General features: G+C 45.7%; 29 protein-coding genes. 12 read left to right on the top strand and 17 right to left on the bottom strand.

Annotated elements, in window-relative coordinates:
* Positions 1–211: 211 nt before the first annotated feature.
* The 4 genes from AB3351_RS17470 to AB3351_RS17455 all read left to right on the top strand — a co-directional run bounded on the left by AB3351_RS17470 (position 212) and on the right by AB3351_RS17455 (position 4,042).
* Positions 212–613 (top strand): hypothetical protein, encoded by a 402-nt coding sequence (locus tag AB3351_RS17470; protein WP_371148431.1) that lies wholly within the window; start codon positions 212–214, stop codon positions 611–613.
* Between the two features lie 119 nt (positions 614–732).
* Entirely contained in the window at positions 733–1,095 is a 363-nt protein-coding gene (locus tag AB3351_RS17465) for an ion channel (protein ID WP_371148430.1), read from the top strand.
* A 416-nt stretch (positions 1,096–1,511) separates the two neighbouring features.
* Positions 1,512–3,230: a DEAD/DEAH box helicase gene (locus AB3351_RS17460; protein ID WP_371148429.1), complete on the top strand. Its 1,719-nt coding sequence runs from the start codon at positions 1,512–1,514 to the stop codon at positions 3,228–3,230.
* Positions 3,227–4,042 (top strand): YqhG family protein, encoded by an 816-nt coding sequence (locus AB3351_RS17455; RefSeq protein ID WP_371148428.1) that lies wholly within the window; start codon positions 3,227–3,229, stop codon positions 4,040–4,042. The genes AB3351_RS17460 and AB3351_RS17455 overlap by 4 nt, the downstream gene beginning before the upstream one ends.
* A 53-nt stretch (positions 4,043–4,095) precedes the next feature.
* Here the strand turns inward: AB3351_RS17455 and AB3351_RS17450 are convergent, their stop codons facing one another.
* The 13 genes from AB3351_RS17450 to AB3351_RS17390 form a co-directional block, all read right to left on the bottom strand.
* Entirely contained in the window at positions 4,096–4,260 is a 165-nt protein-coding gene (locus tag AB3351_RS17450; RefSeq protein ID WP_371148427.1) for a YqzE family protein, read from the bottom strand.
* 80 nt (positions 4,261–4,340) lie between these two features.
* Entirely contained in the window at positions 4,341–4,736 is a 396-nt protein-coding gene (locus tag AB3351_RS17445; RefSeq protein WP_371148426.1) for a hypothetical protein, read from the bottom strand.
* Between the two features lie 6 nt (positions 4,737–4,742).
* Positions 4,743–5,279 carry a competence type IV pilus minor pilin ComGF gene (locus tag AB3351_RS17440; protein ID WP_371148425.1) on the bottom strand — a complete coding sequence of 179 codons (537 nt, stop codon included), beginning with the start codon at positions 5,277–5,279 and terminating at the stop codon, positions 4,743–4,745.
* Entirely contained in the window at positions 5,171–5,545 is a 375-nt protein-coding gene (locus AB3351_RS17435) for a hypothetical protein (RefSeq protein WP_371148424.1), read from the bottom strand. The genes AB3351_RS17440 and AB3351_RS17435 overlap by 109 nt, the downstream gene beginning before the upstream one ends.
* 12 nt (positions 5,546–5,557) lie before the next feature.
* Complete coding sequence (gene comGD, locus AB3351_RS17430) at positions 5,558–5,998, bottom strand: competence type IV pilus minor pilin ComGD (RefSeq protein WP_371148423.1); 441 nt, start codon at positions 5,996–5,998, stop codon at positions 5,558–5,560.
* Positions 5,985–6,344 (bottom strand): competence type IV pilus major pilin ComGC, encoded by a 360-nt coding sequence (locus AB3351_RS17425; protein ID WP_371148422.1) that lies wholly within the window; start codon positions 6,342–6,344, stop codon positions 5,985–5,987. Before AB3351_RS17425 ends, comGD begins: the two co-directional genes overlap by 14 nt.
* A 20-nt stretch (positions 6,345–6,364) precedes the next feature.
* Positions 6,365–7,408: a type II secretion system F family protein gene (locus AB3351_RS17420; protein WP_371148421.1), complete on the bottom strand. Its 1,044-nt coding sequence runs from the start codon at positions 7,406–7,408 to the stop codon at positions 6,365–6,367.
* Positions 7,365–8,480: a GspE/PulE family protein gene (locus tag AB3351_RS17415; protein ID WP_373270237.1), complete on the bottom strand. Its 1,116-nt coding sequence runs from the start codon at positions 8,478–8,480 to the stop codon at positions 7,365–7,367. Before AB3351_RS17415 ends, AB3351_RS17420 begins: the two co-directional genes overlap by 44 nt.
* Before the next feature lie 126 nt (positions 8,481–8,606).
* Positions 8,607–9,053, bottom strand: coding sequence for a universal stress protein (locus AB3351_RS17410; protein ID WP_371148419.1), 447 nt, complete (start codon positions 9,051–9,053; stop codon positions 8,607–8,609).
* A 127-nt stretch (positions 9,054–9,180) separates the two neighbouring features.
* Entirely contained in the window at positions 9,181–10,323 is a 1,143-nt protein-coding gene (locus AB3351_RS17405; RefSeq protein WP_371148418.1) for an HD-GYP domain-containing protein, read from the bottom strand.
* 268 nt (positions 10,324–10,591) lie between these two features.
* A complete protein-coding gene (locus tag AB3351_RS17400; protein WP_371148417.1) occupies positions 10,592–10,906 on the bottom strand; it encodes a YlbG family protein in 315 nt (104 codons plus the stop codon).
* 211 nt (positions 10,907–11,117) lie between these two features.
* Positions 11,118–11,591, bottom strand: a complete 474-nt coding sequence (locus tag AB3351_RS17395) for a YlbF family regulator (RefSeq protein WP_371148416.1) — start codon at positions 11,589–11,591, stop codon at positions 11,118–11,120.
* Between the two features lie 61 nt (positions 11,592–11,652).
* Positions 11,653–13,581, bottom strand: coding sequence for a hypothetical protein (locus tag AB3351_RS17390; RefSeq protein WP_371148415.1), 1,929 nt, complete (start codon positions 13,579–13,581; stop codon positions 11,653–11,655).
* A gap of 167 nt (positions 13,582–13,748) precedes the next feature.
* On the opposite strand from AB3351_RS17390, the gene AB3351_RS17385 reads away from it, so the two are divergent.
* Genes AB3351_RS17385 through AB3351_RS17375 form a run of 3 tightly spaced genes read left to right on the top strand, consistent with a single transcriptional unit; the run spans position 13,749 to position 14,826 of the window.
* Positions 13,749–14,237, top strand: a complete 489-nt coding sequence (locus tag AB3351_RS17385; protein ID WP_371148414.1) for a PaaI family thioesterase — start codon at positions 13,749–13,751, stop codon at positions 14,235–14,237.
* 49 nt (positions 14,238–14,286) lie between these two features.
* Positions 14,287–14,646, top strand: coding sequence for a hypothetical protein (locus tag AB3351_RS17380; protein ID WP_371148413.1), 360 nt, complete (start codon positions 14,287–14,289; stop codon positions 14,644–14,646).
* Positions 14,647–14,661: 15 nt separating this feature from the next.
* The gene (locus AB3351_RS17375; protein ID WP_371148412.1) at positions 14,662–14,826 is read left to right on the top strand and encodes a hypothetical protein; all 165 of its coding nucleotides are present in this window, start codon (positions 14,662–14,664) and stop codon (positions 14,824–14,826) included.
* A gap of 231 nt (positions 14,827–15,057) precedes the next feature.
* Here the strand turns inward: AB3351_RS17375 and AB3351_RS17370 are convergent, their stop codons facing one another.
* The 3 genes from AB3351_RS17370 to AB3351_RS17360 form a co-directional block, all read right to left on the bottom strand.
* Positions 15,058–15,267: a hypothetical protein gene (locus AB3351_RS17370; RefSeq protein WP_371148411.1), complete on the bottom strand. Its 210-nt coding sequence runs from the start codon at positions 15,265–15,267 to the stop codon at positions 15,058–15,060.
* Between the two features lie 75 nt (positions 15,268–15,342).
* On the bottom strand, positions 15,343–15,732 hold the full coding sequence (locus AB3351_RS17365; RefSeq protein WP_371148410.1) for an Asp23/Gls24 family envelope stress response protein: 390 nt from the start codon (positions 15,730–15,732) through the stop codon (positions 15,343–15,345).
* 92 nt (positions 15,733–15,824) lie between these two features.
* Positions 15,825–16,097 (bottom strand): ArsR/SmtB family transcription factor, encoded by a 273-nt coding sequence (locus tag AB3351_RS17360; protein ID WP_371148409.1) that lies wholly within the window; start codon positions 16,095–16,097, stop codon positions 15,825–15,827.
* Between the two features lie 114 nt (positions 16,098–16,211).
* Here AB3351_RS17360 and sleB point away from each other — a divergent pair, with 114 nt between their 5' ends.
* The 5 genes from sleB (at position 16,212) to AB3351_RS17335 (ending at position 22,796) form a co-directional block, all read left to right on the top strand.
* On the top strand, positions 16,212–17,000 hold the full coding sequence (gene sleB, locus AB3351_RS17355) for a spore cortex-lytic enzyme (RefSeq protein ID WP_371148408.1): 789 nt from the start codon (positions 16,212–16,214) through the stop codon (positions 16,998–17,000).
* A 181-nt stretch (positions 17,001–17,181) separates the two neighbouring features.
* Positions 17,182–18,234 carry a calcium/proton exchanger gene (gene cax / locus AB3351_RS17350; protein ID WP_371148407.1) on the top strand — a complete coding sequence of 351 codons (1,053 nt, stop codon included), beginning with the start codon at positions 17,182–17,184 and terminating at the stop codon, positions 18,232–18,234.
* Positions 18,235–18,344: 110 nt separating this feature from the next.
* Positions 18,345–18,842 (top strand): peptidyl-prolyl cis-trans isomerase, encoded by a 498-nt coding sequence (locus AB3351_RS17345; RefSeq protein WP_371148406.1) that lies wholly within the window; start codon positions 18,345–18,347, stop codon positions 18,840–18,842.
* 158 nt (positions 18,843–19,000) lie between these two features.
* Positions 19,001–20,593, top strand: coding sequence for a long-chain-fatty-acid--CoA ligase (locus tag AB3351_RS17340; protein ID WP_371148405.1), 1,593 nt, complete (start codon positions 19,001–19,003; stop codon positions 20,591–20,593).
* A 103-nt stretch (positions 20,594–20,696) separates the two neighbouring features.
* The gene (locus tag AB3351_RS17335) at positions 20,697–22,796 is read left to right on the top strand and encodes a sigma-54 interaction domain-containing protein (RefSeq protein WP_371148404.1); all 2,100 of its coding nucleotides are present in this window, start codon (positions 20,697–20,699) and stop codon (positions 22,794–22,796) included.
* A 47-nt stretch (positions 22,797–22,843) separates the two neighbouring features.
* On the opposite strand, the gene AB3351_RS17330 is transcribed toward AB3351_RS17335, so the two are convergent.
* Entirely contained in the window at positions 22,844–23,629 is a 786-nt protein-coding gene (locus AB3351_RS17330; RefSeq protein ID WP_371148403.1) for a gamma-glutamyl-gamma-aminobutyrate hydrolase family protein, read from the bottom strand.
* Positions 23,630–23,648: the final 19 nt, after the last annotated feature.

Below are 23,648 nucleotides of genomic sequence, written 5' to 3'. Positions count from 1 at the left end.
TACAAACAACCGTACCTTTATATCCGTCTTTTTCATTATTTCATCTCTTGTTTTATGATTCAATACCTAAAGAAAAGTACGCCTTTTTATATGGTTCAAAGGAATCATTTTCGTATAAAAAAGAGAAGAACACAAGAAAATTTCCAGATAACCTCTTATTATAAAAGAAGATATAAAATTTTCACCTCAGTTTAGAAGGGAGTACAAGAACATGCTATCGAATTGTTCTGTGTGCGGCAAGGTCTTTATGAAAGTCTCTAAATCGGTCTGTCCAGACTGTGCACGCAAGGAGCTAGACACCGTTAAACGTATTCGCGACTATTTGAAACCAAAGGAAAGACGGAATGCTCCCCTTGCTCAGATTTCGCAGGACCTTGATATCTCGCTTCGCTATATCGAATATTTGATTCGCGAAAAGTATTTTGACCTCACACGCTATCCGAATCTACAATATCCGTGCAAAAGCTGCAACACTCTCATTACGCTAGGAGAATACTGCAGTTCATGTGCAGCAAATCTGCGTAAAAAACTAAACAGCGCAGGCGAAGACATAGAGAAATCCGCAGAAGATGGTCGAGATGCGAACGGACAATTCTACAAGTCGCGCCTATAATCGAGTTCTTCTGCTACTCAATTAGATATACAGTACATTTCATAATTCCCCTCCCTTCCGGCATACATATGTACAAGTTAGCAATGTACTCTAAATACGTATGTTCCGGATGTGAGACAATGAAACAAAACATGATCGAATGGAGAACATGGCATAATTTTTTGATCCTTTTTTTACTGTATATGAATCTTGTACTTTCGTTCGGGCTCCTATACTGTGTGCTTGAATGGATGGGTCTTGGATTTATTCTCGATCATTATGCTTCTCCTGCGCATCAAAGCCAGTGGTATGACCGGATTACACGTTCATTTTACTTCAGCGCGGTGACCCTACTTTCAGTCGGATACGGAGATTTAAGTCCATTCGGTGCCGCCAGGGGGGTCGCTATGCTTGAAGCGATGATCGGCTATGTCCTGCCGGCTGCGCTGGTTATCCGGTATGCCGCATTCCCCAGCTCAAAGCCGCCCACACATACCTCTTGAAAAGAGGGAGGAATCCTCCTTCTTTTTTTATGTACAGCCATGCAAAAAGTGCGCACCGCACACGCGGTCCGCACTTTTCGTAGAACCGAACACACAATCGAGACATTCGGCTCCTGATGGCCATATATACGCATAGTGAATGTCTCATCGTATCTTCGGTATTGGCGTGTATTCACACACCTTATGCAAGCTCCAAACGCGGGTTGAGGCTGATAACGCTTCATCGCTGCATTATTCTTTCAATCCCATTTTTATGTTTGAAGCTTACGATATACTTTCCCACTCTACTTCTACTTGAAACACAAAAGATAATTTTTTACATAGATTCTTTTTTTTCTGGGCATTCTATCGATATAGACCATGTTCGCATGCTGGCCTAACGGCTAGGAACGGAAAAGAAAGAAGGTGGCTTTGGCATGATGGACATCCCCATTACATTTCAAAGGGATTGGCTTGAAGGCTTTAAAACAAGAGTGCAGGAAGATGGACCGTGGCACCATCGCGAGTTATATCGATTGGCCTGGGAAGCTGAAGGTGCCTGCGCGGTAGGTGATTTCAATGAATTACAGTGTCTTAGACACCTACCTCACCTTACCCCGCTTCCTCATCAAATCGAGACCGCCCAAACAGTCATTTGCGAAATGCACGGACGCGCACTGCTCGCTGATGAAGTAGGTCTTGGTAAGACAATTGAAGCTGGACTGATTCTTAAAGAATATATGGTACGCGGCCTTGTCAAAAAGGTATTGATCCTTGTGCCTGCCTCTCTTGTTGTACAATGGGTGCGGGAGTTGACAAGCAAATTTTCTATTCCGGCAATAGCACAGCGAAAAGAATATATGTGGACACAATATGATGTGGTCGTAGCCTCTATTGATACAGCCAAACGTCCTCCGCATCGTGATATCGTCCTTGCTCAACCGTATGATCTCGTTATTGTTGATGAGGCGCATAAGCTCAAAAATAAACAGACCAAAAACTATCAATTCATTCAGGAGCTGAAGAAAAAGTACTGTTTATTGCTCACCGCTACCCCTATTCAAAACGAGCTCGATGAGCTGTATAACCTTATTACATTGCTGAAGCCAGGGCATTTAGGTCAATCCGCACAATTCCAGGAAAGCTATGTACAGGGCAGACGTCAAGTAAAAAACAATGAAACATTAAAGAATGAATTAAAAAAAATAATGGTGCGCAACCGACGCGCCGACGGCAAAGTCGAATTCACTGCACGACATGTCATTACAGTACCTGTGGAGCTGTCATCTGAAGAGAAGACATTATATGAACAAATCACCCGTTTTGTCCAGGAGCAGTATCACGATGAAGAGGGTGGATATAAAAACCCGCTCGCCCTTATTACGCTGCAGCGAGAGATTTGCAGCAGCAGGGATGCCGCATTCATGACGCTGGTAAATATGTATAACCGCGCCGCGGAATCTTCGCCCGTACGGCAGCATATTCTTGCACTGATCGAGACGCTAAAGCAGGTTACAACACATCAGAAGGCAGAGAAAGTTATCGACATTATTAAAAAGTCTGATGATAAAGTGATTATTTTTACCGAATACCGTGCGACACAAGAATATCTGCAGCGTATGCTAGCGCAACACGGAGTTACCTCTGTCTTGTTTCGCGGCGGCTTTAAACGCAGCAAAAAGGATTGGATGAGCCAGCTATTCGAGCACCGCGCACAGGCGCTGATCGCTACCGAAGCCGGGGGAGAAGGAATCAACCTGCAATTCTGCAATCGGTTGATTAACTATGATATGCCATGGAATCCGATGCGGGTAGAGCAGCGAATCGGTCGTGTGCACCGTCTCGGTCAGACTCGGGACGTCTATATCTATAATCTGGCAACACGCGGCACCATCGAAGAAAAAATTTTGCATCTGCTCTATGAAAAGATCAATCTATTCGAGATGGTGATTGGGGAATTGGATACGATCATTGATCGTCTGCATCTTAACAAGTCGCTTGAGAAAAATGTCATCGATATTCTCTTATCCTCAAAAAGCGAAGGAGAACTCGCCATTAAAATGGACAACTTAAGTCAGGTAATCCAGGCAGTGCGTCAGGATACTGAAGCCATCATACCTGCCGAAGAATCGCTGGAAGGAGCCATACTTCCATGAATCAGATGCAGGTTCGTTCGTTCCTTGAACGTTATTTTGCCGCACATCAGGCACGGTATGAAGAAGTACATCCTGCTTACTTTAAAGTGGAACTGCCGACAGAAGTCGATAAAGATTTGGGGAATCGCCCATTCTACTGGACGTATGTAGAAAAACTAAACTTAGAACCACAGCCGATGTGCATGACACTTGTATTTGACCGCGCCGCATTGCCCGATGGTGTACACGGGGAAGATATTATGTTCGGCTCTCCGCGTCTGCAGCAATTTTTCACCTCGGCACGCCGCCATGGACGTTACATCCGGCTGTATGAGCATGCAAATGCGCAAGCCGCTCCCGACGTACAGGCGGCGCTTACACCCTGGCTTGGTATTAATTACAAAATCTCATTTATTTGCGATCGTAAAAAAGACTATCTCCTCTCACTTGGCATCAATCTCATTCACGGGCAGATTGACGAGCATTTCTTTGCTTCACTCGAATCTCGTGCCATGCGGCCGCTTCTCCCAGATTATGCTTATACAATGCGGCCCATCTTCAGCCCGGATTCGGCTGTTACTCATTTGGAGCAATATATAGAAAAATATATTCAGCAAGAAGATACTGCCTGGGCGAAAGAAGCCCGTAAGCGACTCGCTTCCGAACTCTTGCAGATTGAACAATTCTATACTGCTGTCGATGCTGGTGATAAGCCCAATGAAACGGTTATGAATCCGAAAGAAAAGCGGACAGAAGAGTTGCGCTGGCAGTATGAACCGCGCATCGAGGTCGACATTATCAACGGCGGACTGTTCTTTCTGCATACACCATAAGTGGACGATTACCAAAAGAGCCGAACCACTATAACCCTGGTTCGGCTCCTTCTTTATTTCTTTTTGCGGCGAAAAAGCATACCAATCGCAAGCGGCAGCATACCGAACCATCGATAAGCGAACGCTTCTTTCGGTTTTTTCTCCCTCTGACTTTTCGGTGTTTCCATGTATTTCACCAATCGCTGTGTTAAAAACTTTACATACTCCTGTGAGGACATCAGACACGCCTCCTTTATTTATCTTTTATTATTTATAGCGTGTCCGCTCTCCGGCCTTTTCAATCATTTTGGCACCCCCGCTACTCAATCATCGTCTCACTCCATCTGATAATCTCCCCGGTCTTCCGGTCAACGATCACCCACAGCCGTGTTGCCCGCTGTGGTACACGCCCGACTCCGGCGCCGATCCAGGCTTCTTTTGTACCACGCGGCTCTATTATGACTTGAATCTCTCTGCCCTGCACATGATATGTACGCGGTTCATAGTTGCCAGGCTCATTTAGCATATCTTCAATCATAAAATATACGCCCGCCTCCACGATATAATGGAGCCGCATACGTTCGCGATCATTAGAGGCAATTGGCCGCAGTTGATTTAGAAATACAATGGTATGCAGAATAACAAGCAACATAAGCTGAACATAGATCAGGACAATAAAAAAGACGGTACCACGCGAATTATTACACGGACCCATGCGGCATTACCTCACCCCCACAACTTCTCTTTTGCCAAGGAAAAGGCGACCGCTCCATATTGCGCCCTCCTTTTCCATCTCCACATAAAAGGAGCAGCCCTCTCCCTGCATGTCCATCTGAAATTGGCGTACATATTGGGCGACAATAATATATCCTGCCGTATTGACGCGTCGGACAATACGCTCACCCACCTGATCATACGTAACAACTCCGACAGCCGGATGTGTAAGATATAGTACACCCTTTTTTAGCTCCATTTTTGTACAGCGCCGAATTTCTTCTTCAATGTACGAAAACAAACCACGTGCTTCCGCTTCCAGCACGCTTTCATTTTTTACGCGTTGAAAATATCGCTGCGTTTCTGTAAATCCATACAACAGCGAAATAAGCACAAGGGATAGGACTACGGATGAAAGCAGGGCTTCAAGCAGCGTTACTCCTCTTTCGTTTCCGGTAAGAGAAGAGGGGTAAGCCGATACCCTTGAAAACCGATATGCCTCTCGCCTCCCCGTCTGTTCTTCCAACGAATCTGTACCTCGCATGTTTCCACCCTCTCCGTACTCTGTCCATACGCTACTCGAATCTGATAGCGGACACCGTGTTCTTCCCTCTCTGTCGTATCCATAGTCTGACCTACCTTCCATTGTTCAAGCAGTGACCTAGCAAGCAGGTACCCCGTTATTTCACTTTGCTTCTCTGCTCTCTCGCGCGTTATGATCTGCAGCGATCCTTGCGCTGCAAGCACAAATCCAGCAAACAGCGCAAGGGATAATAGCGCTTCAACATACGTGAACCCGTCTTCTTTCATCGTTTTCCTCCATTATTCAGCGCTCACTTGGAACCGACCGCTTGCCATATATACCGTAATACGCTTCTTTTGGCCGGTAGGATATGTGATAAAGATAGTACCTGCCTGCATCACATGACCTAAATCATTAAAGCTGATCGTACCGGATGCAAAGTTACTTACTACGGTAAAACCTGGCGGGATCGCTATCTTTTTTCTTTTCAATTCCCACATACGCTGGATGGTATAGAATTGATTATGCTTCCATACAACCACCTGAACACTAGCTCGGTAACTGATCGCTTCACTTGCGGCTGCATATAAATCAGCGCTAAGCTTTTCGATGAATTGCTGGCCTTGCATCTGTTGAACGGTATGAACAGCCGACGGCAAAGCAAGTCCAATTACACTCGAAAAAATGGCCAATACGATAAGCACTTCAATGAGGCTGAATCCATTCTTACGGTCCACCATGCTTACTGCACGCCACCGACATACTTTTTCCGTCGGCGGAAGCTGTTACTTCATATGCACCTTGAAGCGGACAAGTCGGTGTATTCCCTAGATATCCTTTGTCAACAAGCTCAGTCAGCGCATCGGCCGCTGCCGGATAAGCACCTCCATTTTCCACCGCATAAGCCTCAAGAGTAGTAAGAATCATCCGCTGATTTACTTCACAACTCCTCGTTTGCGCTTTGGCTACCGCCCCCTTGTAATTAGGTAGAGCCAGTGCCAAAAATGCACCAATGATAACGATCACAATAAGCAGCTCAATCAGCGTAAATCCGGCTTCACGCTTTTCTTTCTCATGCGCTTCCATTTGTTCGTCACCTTCTTTTCTTATTTCACTTCATTCATCATGTGCAGCACAGGAAGAAAAAACGACAGAACGACAATGAATACAATGCCTCCGATCCCAAGCAAAATTAACGGCTCTAACCAACGCATCAGCTTCTCGATCTGATGCTTCATATCGGTCTCCGTTTGCTCGCTGTAAAACAGAAGACATTCTCCAATCCTCCCGCCTTCTTCTCCTAACTCAACATAACGAAGAAGTTCCGGCGTAAAACACGCATGATTCTGCAGGGATGCACTGAGCGTGCGACCTTGCCGCAGTTCTTCTTCTATCTCTTCCGTGATCTGTCGAAGAAAGAACCAGGGCGAACGTACCCGCAGTAAATGACATACAGCAAGGATGGATACTCCCGCTTCGAGCAAAAGACCTGCCTGCATAGCAAAATAGTGGCTATATTGCAGGGTAAGCCAATATCGCACATGCGGCATGCGCAGCAGATATGAAGTCAAACGAGGCGAACGATAAAGCTTCCATATAATGAATACTCCTGCGAATGCTACCGCTATGGTTGGGAGGCTATAGGAAGAAAACAGGACAAAGGTAGAGAGAAACAAACGAGTCAACGGTGGAAGAGTAATATTCATTGTGTCATACATCGAGGATAACTGAGGCAAAATAACATGAAGTAAAAACCATAAACATGCAAGCGATAGGACTAACAGCAAGGATGGATAGCTCAACAACTGGTACAATTGATGTCTCCAAGCAACTCTTCTGCGGTAATAGCGGGCGGCAAATCCGAAGCTGGACGCATAGTGTCCATGCAACTCACCTGCTGCTATAAAAGAAAGAAAGATCGGAGGTGCGCTCAGCTTCTCAAGCGCAGCAGATAGCGGAATACCTGCTTCGAGTCGTTCAAGAACACGTTGAAGTTCCTCTCTCTCCCGCCGGCTAAAGTGATGAAGGGTCAACTGCAGACTATCAAGCAGCGGAATGCCGGCATCAAGCAGATAGGACAGACGTTGGCTTAGTCGTGCCAGCGATTCATCGGACCACTTCCTTATATACCGTATACTGCTCGCGTTCACTCGGCTCAGCCACCCCTTCTGCAATTTTCTGTTCCAGCAAGGCCGACAGAAAGGAAAAGCCGTTCTTATGAAGATACTGACGGATCACAGATGCAGAACAGCGATTTAGAATATAAGGGTGAAGGTCTTCTTCAACATGCAGCACCTCATAGATGCCTACCCGTCCACGAAAGCCCGTGCCATGACAGGAGGTGCAAGCTGGGGACTGTTCATAGCATTGTGGACAACGCTCACGAATCAAGCGCTGGGCTACGATGCCTGTTAGTGCAGAGCTAACCAGATACGGCTCAATCTCCATATCCAGCAAACGAAGAATCGTGCTCACCGCATCCAATGTATGGATGGTAGAAATAAGCAAATGCCCGGTGAGCGCAGCCCGTACAGCGACTTCTGCTGTCAGCTTGTCCCTAATCTCCCCTACAAGGATAACGTCAGGATCCTGCCGCAGTACGGCCCGTAAGCCTTCATGAAATGAAAGGCCTGCCCGCGGATGAATTTGTACCTGATTTATTCCTGGAATCCGGTATTCAACAGGCTGTTCAAGTGAGACGATATTGCGTCCGTGACGCTGCAACTCATGGAGCATCGTATACATCGTAGTCGTCTTTCCACTTCCCGTAGGACCTGCGATTAGAATCATTCCTTGGGCTTTTGATAGCATTGTGCGAATACGAAATACGTTCTCCCCATTCATACCCAACGATGAGAGGGACTGATATTTCGTCTCATGCGGCAGGAGACGAAGCACCACCTTCTCTCCGTATATGGTCGGCAGTGTAGCAACGCGCACATCAATCGGGCTTTCCTTGCCATCCGTCTTAGTTTGAAAAGCAAAGCCACCATCCTGCGGCAGCCGCCGCTCGCCAATATCCATTCCACTCATCAGCTTAATGCGCGATACGATGGGAGGCCCGAAGCTTTCCTCCTTCTCTTCCACCTCCTGCAAATAACCATCAAGTCGAAAACGAATAACCACTCGGTCCGCAGTCGGTTCTAGATGAATATCACTTGCTCCGCATTGAATCCCTTTCTGAATTAACATCGTTACATACTCTGGTACATCATTCATCATACCCCTCCTTTCTTGCTTCTATTTTATACCATATTTTTCCATTTATCAAAACCTTTCGGCATATTATGACAAAAAAATCCCTCTCACCTCATTCGAGGCAAAAGGGATACATCGTATATCATGATATTATTTTACAATTAAAACAGGACACTCAGCGAGTTGTGATACTTTATGACTGACGCTGCCAAGCATCATTTCTTTAAATCCGCTTAGCCCACGACTACCAATAACGATGAGCTGATAGCCACCTTCTTCAGCCTGATCCACAATTTGACGGGCCGGATCACCGACCACATAAAATGCATCTACCGCAATACCTTCTGCTTCCACTTTGGCTTTAGCCTGCTTTAGCAGCTCTTCGCCTTCTTTTTTCATTGCTTCATTAAAATCAATATTATATTCCTTTGAAATGTACGCCATTTCCCCAACCATGTACGGCGGAATTACTGCTTCTTTTCCTACATGAAAGAGACTAACCTGTGCGTTCTGTTCCTTAGCAATCGTCGTCGCAGCCATAAGCGCCTTATTGCTCATTTCTGAACCATCGACAGCTACCAGTATTTTATTAAACATTTCCTCGTCCTCCTCGCCGTAAAATATCTATCTACTTTTTTATTGTACAACCGGATACAAGCATTTACCAGTCGGTTATAGAGTAAATTATAAACATTTTGGTACGATTTGCACTTGTTTGATAACATTACGTAATAATACTCTCACGCTGATTGTATTCTTCATACTCTTGTTCGTTGTGCTGTTCCACCTGTTTGAATTGCGGCCATTCCCCTCTTTTGTAAAGCGCAAGAGCTGCCCGGGCAACATCCGGGTGGAATTGCGTACCTATACAAGCTTTGATCTCTTCCATGCCTTCATTAAATGTTTTTGGCGTATTATATGACCTCGATGATGTCATTGCATCAAATGAATCGGCTACATTTACGATGGCTGCGAGAAATGGAATCTCTTCACCCTTTAAACCGTGCGGATATCCCCGACCGTCATATTTTTCATGATGATATAAAATAATATCACGGACGCCCTTCATTTTCTTTAGGCCTCCGACAATGCGCGCTCCTTCGAGCGAGTGTCCTTTTAATTCAAGCCACTCTGATTCCGTTAACTTTCCTGTTTTGTTCAATACAGCAGTGGAAATATGAATTTTTCCAATGTCATGCAAAAGCGCCCCGTATTTTAGCATAAACATTTCATCTTGGGTAAGCTCTAGCTCCCTGCCCAGCGCAAGTGCGTACATCTGCACGCGGGTGGAATGCCCTAATGTATAAGCATCCTTGCTTCCGATGGCTTTCGCTAAGCTTGTGACCAACTCATCAAGCACGATCTGCTCTTCTCTTTTGATCTGCTGAAAGTGTGAAATCAATAGATTAGCCATCACACCGAAGACAGGAAGCATGAAAATATGCGACAGCGCATACACGGATGTGCGCCATTCCCCTTCATATACGTATGTATAGCCGCAATCGTATAAAATAAGAATAAACACGGAAAGCAGCGAATACGCAAACCCTACTGGCTTCTCATCATACAATCCGATAGAAGCAATACCGAGATAAATCAAGATAAGGTACGGACTTTCATCGACACCACCAGTCACCCATATATAGCCAAGAACAAATATAAAGTCAAGCACACGAAGCAATTGTTCATTTGAGGCAAGAAACGCCTCTGCCTTTTTTCCCTTCCACGTGTACACGCCGATCCCAATCATCCATCCCACCACTGTCAGCCCTAAGAATACGGCTGGCGAGAATGTAGGATGATGCTCAACAAAAAAATAGGTTAACGTAATTACGCTTAAAGAGACAAAGCGGAGTTTGCTTTTCATATGATTATGCATACATCCCACCCACTTTATCTTTTTCTTATTCAATTTTGTATCGGTTTTTTACGATGTGATTTTTATCTATTTGATACACATTAAAAGTTCAAATAAAAAAGCAACCTAAACAGGTTGCTGACTTCCGGAATTAGTGCGTTTTTTTCTGGTCGTCATGTAGCACGATATACATGATAAAGCTTAATACCCCTGTAGCAAGCACAAAAATTGGAATGTTCCACAACCAGTCCATCCGCGTGCCTCCCCCTTCTCACATCTACTTACTCTGTTCTCCTCGTGTAATCGATAAAATTTGTGTTTCTTCCATTTTGTAATCGAATTCCTTTGCTTTATCCGGTTTCGCATTATCATAATGCACCGGAATCTCATGACGGTGTGATTTCTCTACTCTCGTTACAAAATCAAGCTTAGAGATTCGATCAATCGTATCGTCGAGCCGATCAGCAGCCGTATACATCGCCACATAATTCATACGGCGGGATATGTAATGAATGTTACCGAACTTGCGTAAGTTGCGGGCCGCCTTCACGCTTCGGACGTAAACTGCCAGTCCGACACGGTGTTCTCTCATGTTTTGACTCTCCTTTTTCGTATAGTAGCACCATCAATCCTTGTTATCAAGGACCTAGACTGGTGAAGAAGTGACAACTTTCTTACTGTATAAAAAACAGAGCCTTCTAGGCAAAAATAGGCTGCCTGATCTCTCAAGCAGCCCTGTATCGACGGAATGGGCAGCCCACCGCCGCACTTCTATATTCTGCACACCGATGAACGATCGGCGGCTATTTCGTGGAACAGCCGCAGCCGCCTCCCGTACCGCAGCCACCACTACCGCAGCCGCCACCCATCATCTCATACAATGGATTGTTGCTTGGTACCTTGATATTGTCTGACACTGCATCTGCAATCGTCCGGCTGACACGGTAGAGCAATTCGTCCAGCGCGTCTTCAGCCTGTTTGAATGCAGCGATAGATGCGACCTTCTCCATCTCTCGCTTCTTCTGCCGAATCTCGCGCGTGACTTTATTATAGTCCGGATGATACTTCCCGAACCTCTGTACTTCCTCATATGCTTCCTTCATCTGATTGAATGAAGCAATGCTTGCCATAGCTTCATGGTCCTGATCCATCTGCTTACGAAGTTCCAGGTACCGCTTCATCTCTTCGGAGCCCATAAGCTGCTCGCCTATCCGGTGAGCACGCTCCATCACCTCGTGAAAATCGAGCGGTGACACAGTCATTGTTTGACTTGGCATACTCTCACCTCATTATCATTGTATCATGTCACCCAGTCTCTGCCTAGTCCTGGCATGATGTCTAAGAGGGCAGGTGCAGTTTCACGCGCCCGATCTCTTCAAGGCATACACTCTCTCTTCGATTACGGGTAGAAAGCGTTAGACGATAGTGTCCGTCCTCAGCCCTCATATCTACAATGCGCGTCTCTTTTAGAGGTTGCCCGCTTACTTCCATGGACAATGGAATGCCCAGCGTTTGCGCTGTTGTCATAAGTTTACGAAGAGTAGAGTGGTGATAGCTCTGATAATTTTTATGCCAAATCGCCGGGATATCTTTAAGTCCAGGCAACGTGTCTGCAAGCGTTGGGAATACCGATTCAATTTTATATCCGCCCTCCGCTTGAACATCCATGTCGCTCTTGGAGTCAAGTGTATTATTCCAATTCGGTTCTAGTATAGCCGCCTGCTCTTCATTTATGCTGATCCCCTTCTGCTTGACCGCTTTCTCAAGCGAAGCCAGATGAGATTCATCCACCAAAAAATCCTGTGCATTCAAACGTTCCCCCATGTATGCAGACAGCCCAGGATCAGCCGCAAGTCCATCGGCCGTCTCCACATCAGGACAACGCAAAATGACAGCCCGCAGCACACGCACAGATGAGCCGCTGTGCAGCCATTGCATAATCTGATTCCGCACGCTGATAGGTACATCAGGCTGAATACGCTCTAAGTCCTTAAGCAGCCCACCATTCCCTCCATCCCGCTTAATAGTCTGGACAGACGCTTTGGTTAAGCGAAAACGCCATACCTCCTGCTGTTCTTCTAGCTCTGCATACGCTCCCAGCCGCCAACGCAGCTCATACGGTGCTTGCGGGAGAAGCAGCACCTCAAACGTAGGCTGTACATATCCGGTACCCTCCCATGTCCGCTGCTCGTCAGACTCTGCCTGCATCTCTATTGTCCACGTAAGCGCTGCCTCTACTCCTTCACCCTGTCGGGTCATAAAACCAAACCATAGAAGCAGCGGAATTACTTCTTCGGCAAACGTCTGCCAATGGCTGCTCATACGCCCATGATTCTCCCCGCCATATTGGACATTTTCAAGCCTTTGTAGTGAACAAAGAGAAAAACGACGCTCACTACACGCCTCCATCCAATCAAACACAGCGCAATAACAAGGATTCGCGGTGCTTATTACTCTTCTTACCTGCTTATATAAGCGGCGCTGTACCGCAGACGCAAACCCACGAAATACAGATTCCGCCTGTTCTTCATCAACCGTATATCTCTCTTCACCCTCACGTTCCTGCCTTTCAAACAGCCCCATAGATAGTATAAGATGGAGCAAAAAGCCGTCTCGCGTAGCACTCTCTAGCGGCAGTCGTGCCATAAAGGAGGTGAATAGCTCATCCGGATACGGAATGAGTTTTTGCCAAAGCCTGCGCATTTTCATTGGCAAAACTCCTTTTTTAGTGAGCACAATCGGCTGCTTTCGATGTTCCTGCAGAATCGAAAATACAACATCACTGATTGAAAAAGCCGTTGCCTCGTCTCTGCCTGATAACATTTGACCTTGAGTCGGCGGCTCTTCACACTGGCGTACCATAATCGATGCAAGCCACGAACGAAATGCCGTCTGTATATCCCAAGGCATACAGTACGCAAGTTCCCCCCATAGACGACGCAGCGTATAGATAAGCCCCCGCCGCCTAAGACCTGTCAACCCGCTATATATAATAAGCGGTGATACTTCCCGCGCGTATTCCTCCATTTGGCGGTATGTAACAATATCCTCGCCAACCTGATACAGAAAGTGTAGCAGCACCTGCTTTTCTTCCTCAGTAAACGTCTCCCACATCTGTTCAATAACGTGCGGATCCGTTATATAGCTTGCAATGTCTTCAGCAGAAAACGAACCTTCTCCTTTTTTAGTGCTCGGCCATTCATTTTCCTGCACCAATTGTTCTAGTACACGGTGATTGAGTTGCCTAAGGATCGTACGAACTTCCATATTTCCCACTCCAATTTCCACAACAAGTTCTGGATAGATAAACCATGGTCATTATAAGTATATACATTTCCTATAAGGAGATAAAACATTCTGCCCCCTTCTTTGAATTCATTCTTTTCTTATTTTGATTATAATGTTAGATAAGAGACAAAGGAGCTGACTTGATTATGCGAAAAGATCAACATGCATTGCTGGAATTTATACAAGATACCCTCGCTGAAGGAACAGAGGATGAACAGCAAATCCTCTATCTGGCACGTCAGGCTATTGAGCATGTGCGTGAACGCAAGACTGCCTACCTGGCCGGTTTTCTTGGTCTGCAGGGAGAATATCTTGAAGATGGAACCTACCGATTTGAAGTACCCATTACACCTTTTATGCTCAATCAGATGAAAGCGGTGCATGGCGGCATTACCGCTACCCTGGCTGATTCGGTTATGGGCGCGGTGGCGATGCGCTCTACCGGCTATAAAGTCGTCACTACAGAGATGAATGTCCATTACTTGACGCCGGGTACAGGAGATCGACTCATTGCCACCTCCTCCATATTGCGACGCGGAAAAACGCTTTGTGTTTGCGAATGCAAAATACATAATGAGCAGGGGCGGCTTGTCCTTGCCGGTACGGGAACTTTTTTTCTTGTTGAGCCGATCTAAGCGCATTCTTCTCATTTCTGCATAGTGTAACAGCAGGAGGAGGAGATGGATGGCGAGGAAAAAGCGGATAAACAATGACAATAAGAATACTACCAGTGGGGCAAATACCAAAAAAAACGACAAAAATTCCATTCCCGCTACTTCCGCTCTTCCATTCGATAAGCTTCTGACCTCAAACAACCTTGAATTCGTTACCGCCCTGCTTCTACTCACCGAAAAGCTTAAGGTTGAGAGCATATTGCTCAGCCGGAAAGGCGGCGTAGAAGTGACGCTGATCGGGGAATTCTGCACCATAGATAATACCGGCGAAAACTCACGGGTCGAGCGACTTGCTTCTTTTTTGAAGCAAGATGGAAGCATGACAATGGATGAAGTCTTTTCGGCATTTAAAAAAAGACTATCGGAATAAAAGGAGGGACAAAAAGTGGCGGACGGACACAGCAAGCGTAGAGGCCACAATCAAGCAGCAGATAATGCCTGCTGTTTTGACGGCGAACAATTCTCCATGGTGGTCCTCTTGCTTATCCTGATTTTTCTTGGCTTCTTCGGCAAAACAACATTTGAAACACCCGAGCTTCCTTTCCCTTAAAACAAAAGGACCCAGCCTGCCAAGCGGGTCCTTCTTGTTATGATATTTAATTATCGAAACCGTTGAACAGGAAAACCAACACAATAATAATTACAATAATCCATACGATTTCAGAGCCGCCATCAAAGAATCCGCTCACGGTCCCATCCTCCTTTCCGGTGCTCTTTGTACCATCGTATGTAACGGTCACCGGAATGGGGATACTTCAATCGCCTAATTGCCCTCACCTTGCTACATCTTTCGAATAATATAATAAATCACAAAAGCTCCGATAATAAGAAACGACATGAATACAAGCGTATAGATATATTTAATCTGCAGGACCCCACCCTGCCAGAATTCCCCTAATGGAAGTTCTACTTCCCTTATGATAAGCAGTATAAGCACGGCAAGTCCAATCCAAAACCACCATGTTGCTCCGCGCCGGTTCATCTCCCCCACCCTCTTCTCTCCATCATCTTCCATCCCTTTATCTATACCAAAAAGGCCGCCGAATCTTCAGCAGCCCATTGTTTGTTATTTAACGCGATGTGCCGGCTCCGGCAGCGCTTCTTTTTCAGTTTTTGGGAATTCCACGCCTTCCACTTTCACATTAACTTCAACCACCCGCAGACCGGTCATTGATTCAACCGCTTCTTTCACATTCTGCTGCAGCTTCCGGCATGCTTCATCAATTTTTGAACCGTAGGAGACAATAATACGAAGATCAATGGCCGCTTCGAATTCCCCTACTTCGACGGATACCCCTTTTTGTACATTCTTTCCGCTTACTCTTCGGGCTAATCCTTCGGTAATTCCGCCTGACATTCCGGCAATACCTTCGGTTTCGCTTGCTGCAATTCCAGCGATTACGGCAACCACATCATCCGCAATCCGCACAACTCCGTTTCCTTTTACATCGGCCATGGGAATTCCTCCTTTATATATCTAATTAAATTTCATTTTATTCCTTCATCTGGACGAAGGCAACTTGTTTCCTGAAAGCGTTGAAATTTTTTCTAAAATGAAAGTAAAAAATTTGACAACTGCTCCATCTTTTCCCTTCGCACACGATAACATACAAATGTTCCCCGCTCTTCGGTCTCTACCCATCCACTGTCTTTAAGAATTTTTAAGTGGTGCGATACAGTGGATTGCGCCATCCCCACAAGTGAAACAATATCACCGCAATAGTATTCTTCCTGTCTTGCCAGCAGATATAAAATATTCAATCGCACAGGATTTCCAAGCGCCTTGCATGCTCTTGCCATTTCATCGAGTGTTGGCTCCATCGCTATCGTACTCCAATCATTCCCTTCTTTTCACTTTCCATTATACACATGTTTTTTCCCTGTAACGTTCAAAATATGGATAACTACGCTTAAACTTTGCAAATGGAGGTTCATATGGATAAGAAAAAGTATGGATGGCTTATCAGCCTCTCCCTCGTCTTCACGCTTCTATGTGTCAGCATTCCTTTGCTGCCGCAGCAGGTCACACAAGCATTTAGCAAGCAGACACGATATGTCGGATCTACGAATCCGGACGTGAGGGAGATGCAAGGACGCCTTAAATTTCTTGGCTTCTATACCGGTAAAGTAGATGGAACTTTTTCTTGGCGTACATATCACGCCCTGCGCAATTTCCAATATGAATTCGGTCTAGATATTGATGGCGCTCTTGGCCCAAAGACAAAACTCAAACTCTGGCAGGCAACAAAAAACTGGCGCCCCGGCCCTGGTGAAACAGCCGTTGCACCGAATAACAAGCCCGCTACGCCAGCAAAAAATGCGGCACCTACCGCCGCAAAAAAATCACTGCCTAAAACCAATACCTCGCTATCACAAAACGAATTAAAGATGATGGCAAACGCCGTATTCGGTGAAGCACGGGGAGAGCCTTATGTCGGACAGGTAGCGGTAGCTGCCGTTATTCTCAACCGTGTAAAAAGCCCTTCTTTCCCAGATTCTCCAACCGGCGTTATTTTTGAGCCGCGCGCCTTCACTGCGGTAGCGGATGGACAAATCTGGTTGACGCCAAATGAAACCGCCAAAAGAGCCGTACAAGATGCGCTGAACGGCTGGGATCCTACAGGTGGAGCCACTTACTACTTCAATCCGGATACGGCTACCTCCGGTTGGATTTGGACGCGGCCACAGATTAAAAAAATCGGCAAGCACATCTTCTGTAACTAAACATAGACCAATGCAAAAAGCGGGGGGTAGAATGTATATTTCTCCCCGCTTTTTCTGCATATGACATCGTAGCTGCTCCGAAAAATTTTGCTTTTTACTTCTTTCATGTTTTACACTGTTGTGTAGGTTGTATATTATCTTATCGGATATATTTACTTCGCGCAGAAAGAGAGGGACTCGTTTGAATCAGAAACTGTTTTTTACGCTTGTCATTGCACTGACAGCAATTAGCGGATGGGCTCATTACTTTACGCACTCCGCTGGCTTGCAGTTCGTGACCACGTCGGCTGCTATTATTATGCTGGCCGCCCTGCTCGGAAAAGCGACAGAAAGCGTGGCACATTACGCTGGTGAGCGTGTGGGCGGCTTCCTGAATGCAACCTTCGGAAATGCGGCGGAACTTATTATCGCCATCTTTTTGATTAAAGAAGGTTTATTCGATATGGTAAAGGCCAGTATTACCGGCTCCATTATCGGGAACCTACTGCTTGTTCTCGGCTTAAGCTTGTTCGCCGGCGGGCTGAAATTCAAGCAGCAGCATTTTAGTCCACTGCTTGCCGGGCATAATGCATCCTTGATGATGCTGGCCATCATTGCCCTGTTCATCCCTGCTGTATTCCTGAAGGATCTGCATGCGGAACGAATTGGCACGCTTAGCTTGATCATTTCCGGCCTGCTCATTGTCGCATACATACTGTGGCTCATCTTCTCGATGGTGACCCATAAAACAGAACTGGCTGATCAAGCAGTAGCAGAAGAAGCAGAAGAGGGGAATGTATGGAGTAAAGGTACAGCTATTCTTCTACTTATCGTTGCTACCATATTCGTAGCGATTACGAGTGAATGGCTCGTACACAGCATCCAAGAAGTGGCCGAAACACTTGGCTGGTCAGAAATCTTCGTCGGTGCCTTTGTCATTGCCATTGTCGGTAATGCTGCCGAACACAGCGCAGCCATCTTCCTTGCCATGAAGAACAAAATTGGAGCTTCAGTAGAGATTGCGGTTGGAAGCAGCCTGCAAATCGCCCTGTTTGTCGCCCCTACGCTTGTATTTGTGAGTCTTTTATTCGGCAAACCGATGGATCTGGTATTTACGTCATTTGAATTGGCGGCTATCGGTGTGGGTGTCTTTATTGCCTCCTCAATTTCTCGCGATGGCAGCACAAACTGGTACGAAGGCGTGCTCCTTCTCATCGTCTACATTATTCTTGGAGCAGCATTCTACTTCTTGTAATTCATATCAGCCTACTCATGATCGTTATCTGCTATCACCACAAACAGTGGCAGTAGCAGACTAACATACTTGCTACAATTAGCTTTTATAGAAAAAAGGAGAGAGAAAATATGGCTGAAGTCATTACAATTAACGGTAATGTCAATTTTACAATTACTATTGACCCAAGCGTCTGGATCTTTGATGATCGAAAATTTAAAATGGAAGACTTCTTCGCAAGCATTGGGGAAGAGCAGCAGGATGAAGAAGATGATTCCTTGATGAAAATGGGACAGCAATGGGACAAGGAACTTACCCAGGGGGTTGCACCAACAAAAAAAAGTGAGCAATTGTTCGTAGAAAAGAAGCGGATTGTAGGTGACTACGGTATGAAGCTTGAACCGTTTCTCAAAAATGCCGAACCAAAATCTGAAGCGACCATGCTGCGCTGTGAGTTGGCTCAGGGAGAAGACGTGATGCTTTCCCTAGCGGAAGCTTACGAAGCTGTGCTCTGCTTCGCCATTGACGGCAAGCCGATTCGTGAAGACGGTCCGATCCACCTGTATTATGGAGATGGACGCAACATGGAAGCACCTATCCGGGAAATCACTCGACTGGTCGTTGTATAATATGATATCCATAACCTCTAGACTGCGCACCTGCGCCGTTTAGAGGTTTTTTATTTTTGAAAAAATATGACGCAAACCATCTTCCTTTTTCGAAATTTTATGGTATTTTGATTGTGTACCACTTTATCCAGATCAAGATATTGGGGAGGAGAGAAACTATGTATGTACCATTATTGCTGCACGATTTTTTAAAGAGAGCCGTGTACCACTACCCACAAAAAACCGCTGTTATAGACGGTGAGAGACGCTTTACTTACGCAGAGATCGAAAAACGCGTACTCCGTCTTGCAAACGCTTTTAGAACACACGGCATCAAAAAAGGAGACCGTATTGCTGTTCTGTCTCCAAATCGGTTGGAAATGTATGAAGCCTTTTATGCCGCATTCACATTAGGGGCTGTTATCGTACCTCTTAATACTCGCCTTGTTCCGGCAGACTATGAGTACATCGTAAATCATTCCGGGGCGAAGATGTTCCTTGTCGATGCAGAACTTGCTTCACTCATTGAGCCGGTTACCGCAGGCCTGCATAACATTGAACACTACATATCCCTTGCCGTGCCGGGATTTGCGGATCAAGATGGCTGGATGACTTATGATGCAATGATCGAGAACGCTTCAGAAGAGCCTGTACAAGAAGAGGTTGACGAAAGAGATATGGCGACCATCCTGTATACAAGCGGGACAACCGGGCGGCCAAAAGGCGTCATTCAAACCCATCGCAGCCTTTATATGAATGCAATTAATACGATCATTCACACACGAGCTGAAGATACGGACGTGCTCTTACATACGCTGCCGATGTTCCATGTTAACGGTTGGGGTACACCCTTCTCCTTTACAGGAATGGGGGCTACCCATGTAATGCTGCGCAAAATCGATCCAGCGCTTATTATCAAGCTTGTTAAAGAAGAAGGCGTGACGGTTGCCTGCATGGCACCAACCGTCTTGAATATGATTCTAAATGCTCCGACGGCCAAAACAACAAAGAGCGAACAAAATGTTCGTGTCGTTATCGCCGGATCAGCACCGCCCCCTTCCTTTGTAAAGGCTGTAGAAAAAGAACTCGGTTGGACATTCCTTCAAGTATACGGCATGACAGAAGTCGCGCCTTTTATTACTGTAGGTCACATCAAAAAAGACATTCGTGATGAAGCCGATGAAGACCGCATCCACCGTCTAAAAGCAAAGGCAGGCATCAGCATGCTGAATGTCGAAGCACGCGTTGTGAATGAAGACGGGGAAGACGTGACACCGAACGGGGAAGAAGTCGGCGAGGTCATCTGCCGCTCGAACTCCGTCATGGAGGGATATTGGCAGCAGCCGGAAGAGACAGCTCGCTCCATCGTAAACGGCTGGTATCATACCGGAGATATGGCAACGGTCGATGAGAACGGATATATCGATATTGTTGACCGGAAAAAAGATATCATTATCAGCGGCGGAGAAAACATCTCCTCCATCGAAATCGAAGGTACGCTGTACGAGCATCCGGCTGTGCTTGAAGCGGCGATTATTGCTATCCCGCACGAAAAGTGGGGCGAAGTACCGCATGCTGTATGCGTGCTGCGTGAAGATGCCAATGTAGACGAAGAAGAAATTATCGCTTTCTGCCGCGAGCGGATGGCACATTTTAAATGTCCGAAATCAGTACAGTTCGTCACAGAGCTTCCAAAAACAGCATCCGGAAAAATCCAGAAGGTCGTCCTGCGCGAGCCATTCTGGAAAGCAGCCGGACGCGGAGTGAACTGAGTAAAACCATTCACAATACATGTAAGCCAAATCGAAGCAGCCGTTCCAATCCAGGGGACGGCTGTGTTCATTGCAGGACGTGCAGAGCAGGAGGAGTAATAGAATGAGCAAGTTGAATTCCATCTTACTTGTGGCCTATCATCATTCAGTGTTGCGCAGAACCGTAGAACAACTGCATCAAATCGGATTTCAGGACCTTTTTCATATAGAAGCACGTACAGTCGATGAGATTAATCATGCACTTATTAGCGAATTCTCGCTGGTAGTCGTTACAAGCGAAATTATATGCAATAAAATTAAACCTTTTTTTTCTTCTAAGACCGCTTATATCATAGCACGCCGGATGATTAATTTTTCGAACGTGCGCAAGCTTTTGGGAATCCAAAAAGGAACAGAAGTTTATCTTGTGAATAATGTCAAGGAATCGGCCGACGAAACTGTAAATATGTTAAATGAAATCGGCCTTGAGCTTCATTTTGTTCCTTATTACCCAGGAAAGCCGATTCGAAAAGACATCGCGATTGCGGTTACTCCAGGAGAAGCTGAATTCGTGCCGGAGCATATCGAGACGGTCATTGATATCGGAGACCGCTTAATCGACTTGTCCACCTTATATGAAATTTTTCATTTCTTTAACATATCGCCAGACTTCTCCAATCATTATATTCCCATTCGCTACATACAATCGCTATTCCAGATGGTTAAAGAATTAAGCGATGAAATGTACCGTTCAAAACTGCTTCAAATGCAGTTGGAATCGATTGTTCATAATATAGATGATGCCGTAATTGTATACACCGAACAGGAAACGTTTGAGATTATCAATCATAAAGCCAAAAAGCTGCTTGAATTGGAATCCATAGATGTGCAGAAAAAACCTCTAAAGGGGCTTATCAGTAAAGCGTTCTATGAGACAATCGCCTGCCTTGCTATGGATCAGGATCAATTTAAAGATATTGACGGCACAATGTACTATATGCGAAAAAAAAGCATCAGTATCAATAACGAGACGTTTGCTTTTGTCGTTGTGTTTCGTAAAGTGGACGAGTTCCAGCAGATTGAAATTGATTACAGAATCAACATGAAAAACCGTAATTTTCTAGCACGCTATACGTTTAAGGATATCAAAACGAGAAGCGCTTCCCTGCTTCAGCTGCTTACCATTTCAAATAAATTGGCACGCAGTGACTCCACCATTCTTATTCTGGGTGAAACCGGGACGGGAAAAGAGGTGCTGGCACAGGCCATTCATAATGCTTCGCCCCGTCAGTATCACCCCTTTGTCGCCATTAACTTTGCTGCTATTTCCGAGAGTCTACTCGATAGTGAATTGTTCGGCTATGAAAGCGGGGCTTTTACAGGCGCCAAAAAAGGCGGGCATATTGGAGTCTTTGAACAGGCACATAAGGGTTCCATTTTCCTTGATGAGATCGGGGACGCATCTCCTTCGATCCAAAACCATCTGCTTCGGGTTCTGCAGGAAAAGCAAATTATGAAGGTAGGTGGAGATAAAGTCATTTCTCTAGATGTGAGAGTGATCGCAGCTACGAATCAGGACCTGGAGCAGTTGATTGAGGAAGAACGTTTTCGACAGGATTTATACTACCGATTGAATGTACTTCCGCTTCACCTTCCGCCCTTGCGAGAAAGACGGGAAGATTTACCCTTGCTGCTTGATCTTTTCCTCAAAGAATTCCAAAGTAAGCTTGGTGCTCCGCATATGGAGTTCTCCAAGGCGGCATTGCAAACATTGCTTGATTATGACTGGCCAGGCAATATACGCGAGTTGCGTAACGTCGTTGAATACCTCGCTCATGTATGCGAAGGAACCATTTATGTAGAAAATCTTCCTTTCTTATCAAAAAAGCTAAAATGGAAAGCATATAAAGGGAACATGGAGAACGATTCACTTTTTAAGATCATGATGGAATTCCAGAAAAAAGGGTTTTTGAATGAAATGATAACCATTCTTGCCTATTTGGGAACAGGTCATATCGATTCAGCCGGTCGGCCCTCTATTCTATCGCATCTGCATTGGAAAGGCAGGCACTTGACGGACCAACAACTCCGTTATCGTCTGAAGCTGTTGGTGGAACATGAGCTGATCAACAGCGAGCGAGGCAGAAAGGGAAGCCAAATCACCTCAAAGGGAAGGGATTTTCTGCAGTACTGTATGAAACAGCCAAACAATGATACGAAATAAGAAAAAGGCTGCTCTCACCAATAAGAGAACAGCCTTTTTCTGCTGTTTTAGATGACTTGTTTTGACCTGATGGATGTTTGATTATGTTTGCATTGCTCTACAAACGCCTTAAAGAGCGCTTTTGCATATTCATCGCTTTCATGCATAAGCTCCGGATGCCATTGAACACCAACAACGAAGCGTTCTCCTTGCAACTCAATGGCTTCGATGGTATCATCCTCTGCTGTTGCAATGACCTCGAATCCTTTACCCAATGTTTTCACCGCTTGATGGTGAAAACTATTGATAGGGACTTTGCTGGTTTGGCAGATTGTATGAAGCCTGGAGCCTTCCCTAATGGTAGCGGTTTGGACGGCGATATGCTTCGGAGTACCCCCGGAATAATCATGTCTGATTGTATGCGGCTGTTCGGTAGCTAAATCCTGGTAAAGTGAACCACCACCTCCAACCGCCATCAGCTGACAGCCCCGGCAGATGCCCAGTACAGGCAAATCGGTTTCCTCCAATACTGCACGAATGAGTGCAATTTCGTGCGTATCACGGCTTACATTCACTTTGCCCAGTTCCTGGCTGTGGGATTCTCCATAGTAAGTTGGATTAATATCCGATCCTCCTGTGAAGAGAATTCCATCCAATGCTTTAAGAACGGGGAGAAAGTGAACCGTTTCTTCTATTACAGGCAGCAATACAGGAGAACCCCCTGCCCGCTCAATCGCTTTCACATAATCATCGGAGACATATTGGAGTCGTTGATCGCCAAGTGCTAGGCCTTTATTGAGAATTTGATCCGGGTTGATCGTGCAGTTTATAGAAATCCCAATGGTTGGTCGCATATGCTTTCCCCTTTGCTAA

The organism is Aneurinibacillus sp. REN35, from assembly GCF_041379945.2.
Classification (GTDB): domain Bacteria; phylum Bacillota; class Bacilli; order Aneurinibacillales; family Aneurinibacillaceae; genus Aneurinibacillus.
Note: the sequence above shows the minus strand (reverse complement) of the source record. Positions and strands in the feature narration are given on the sequence as shown.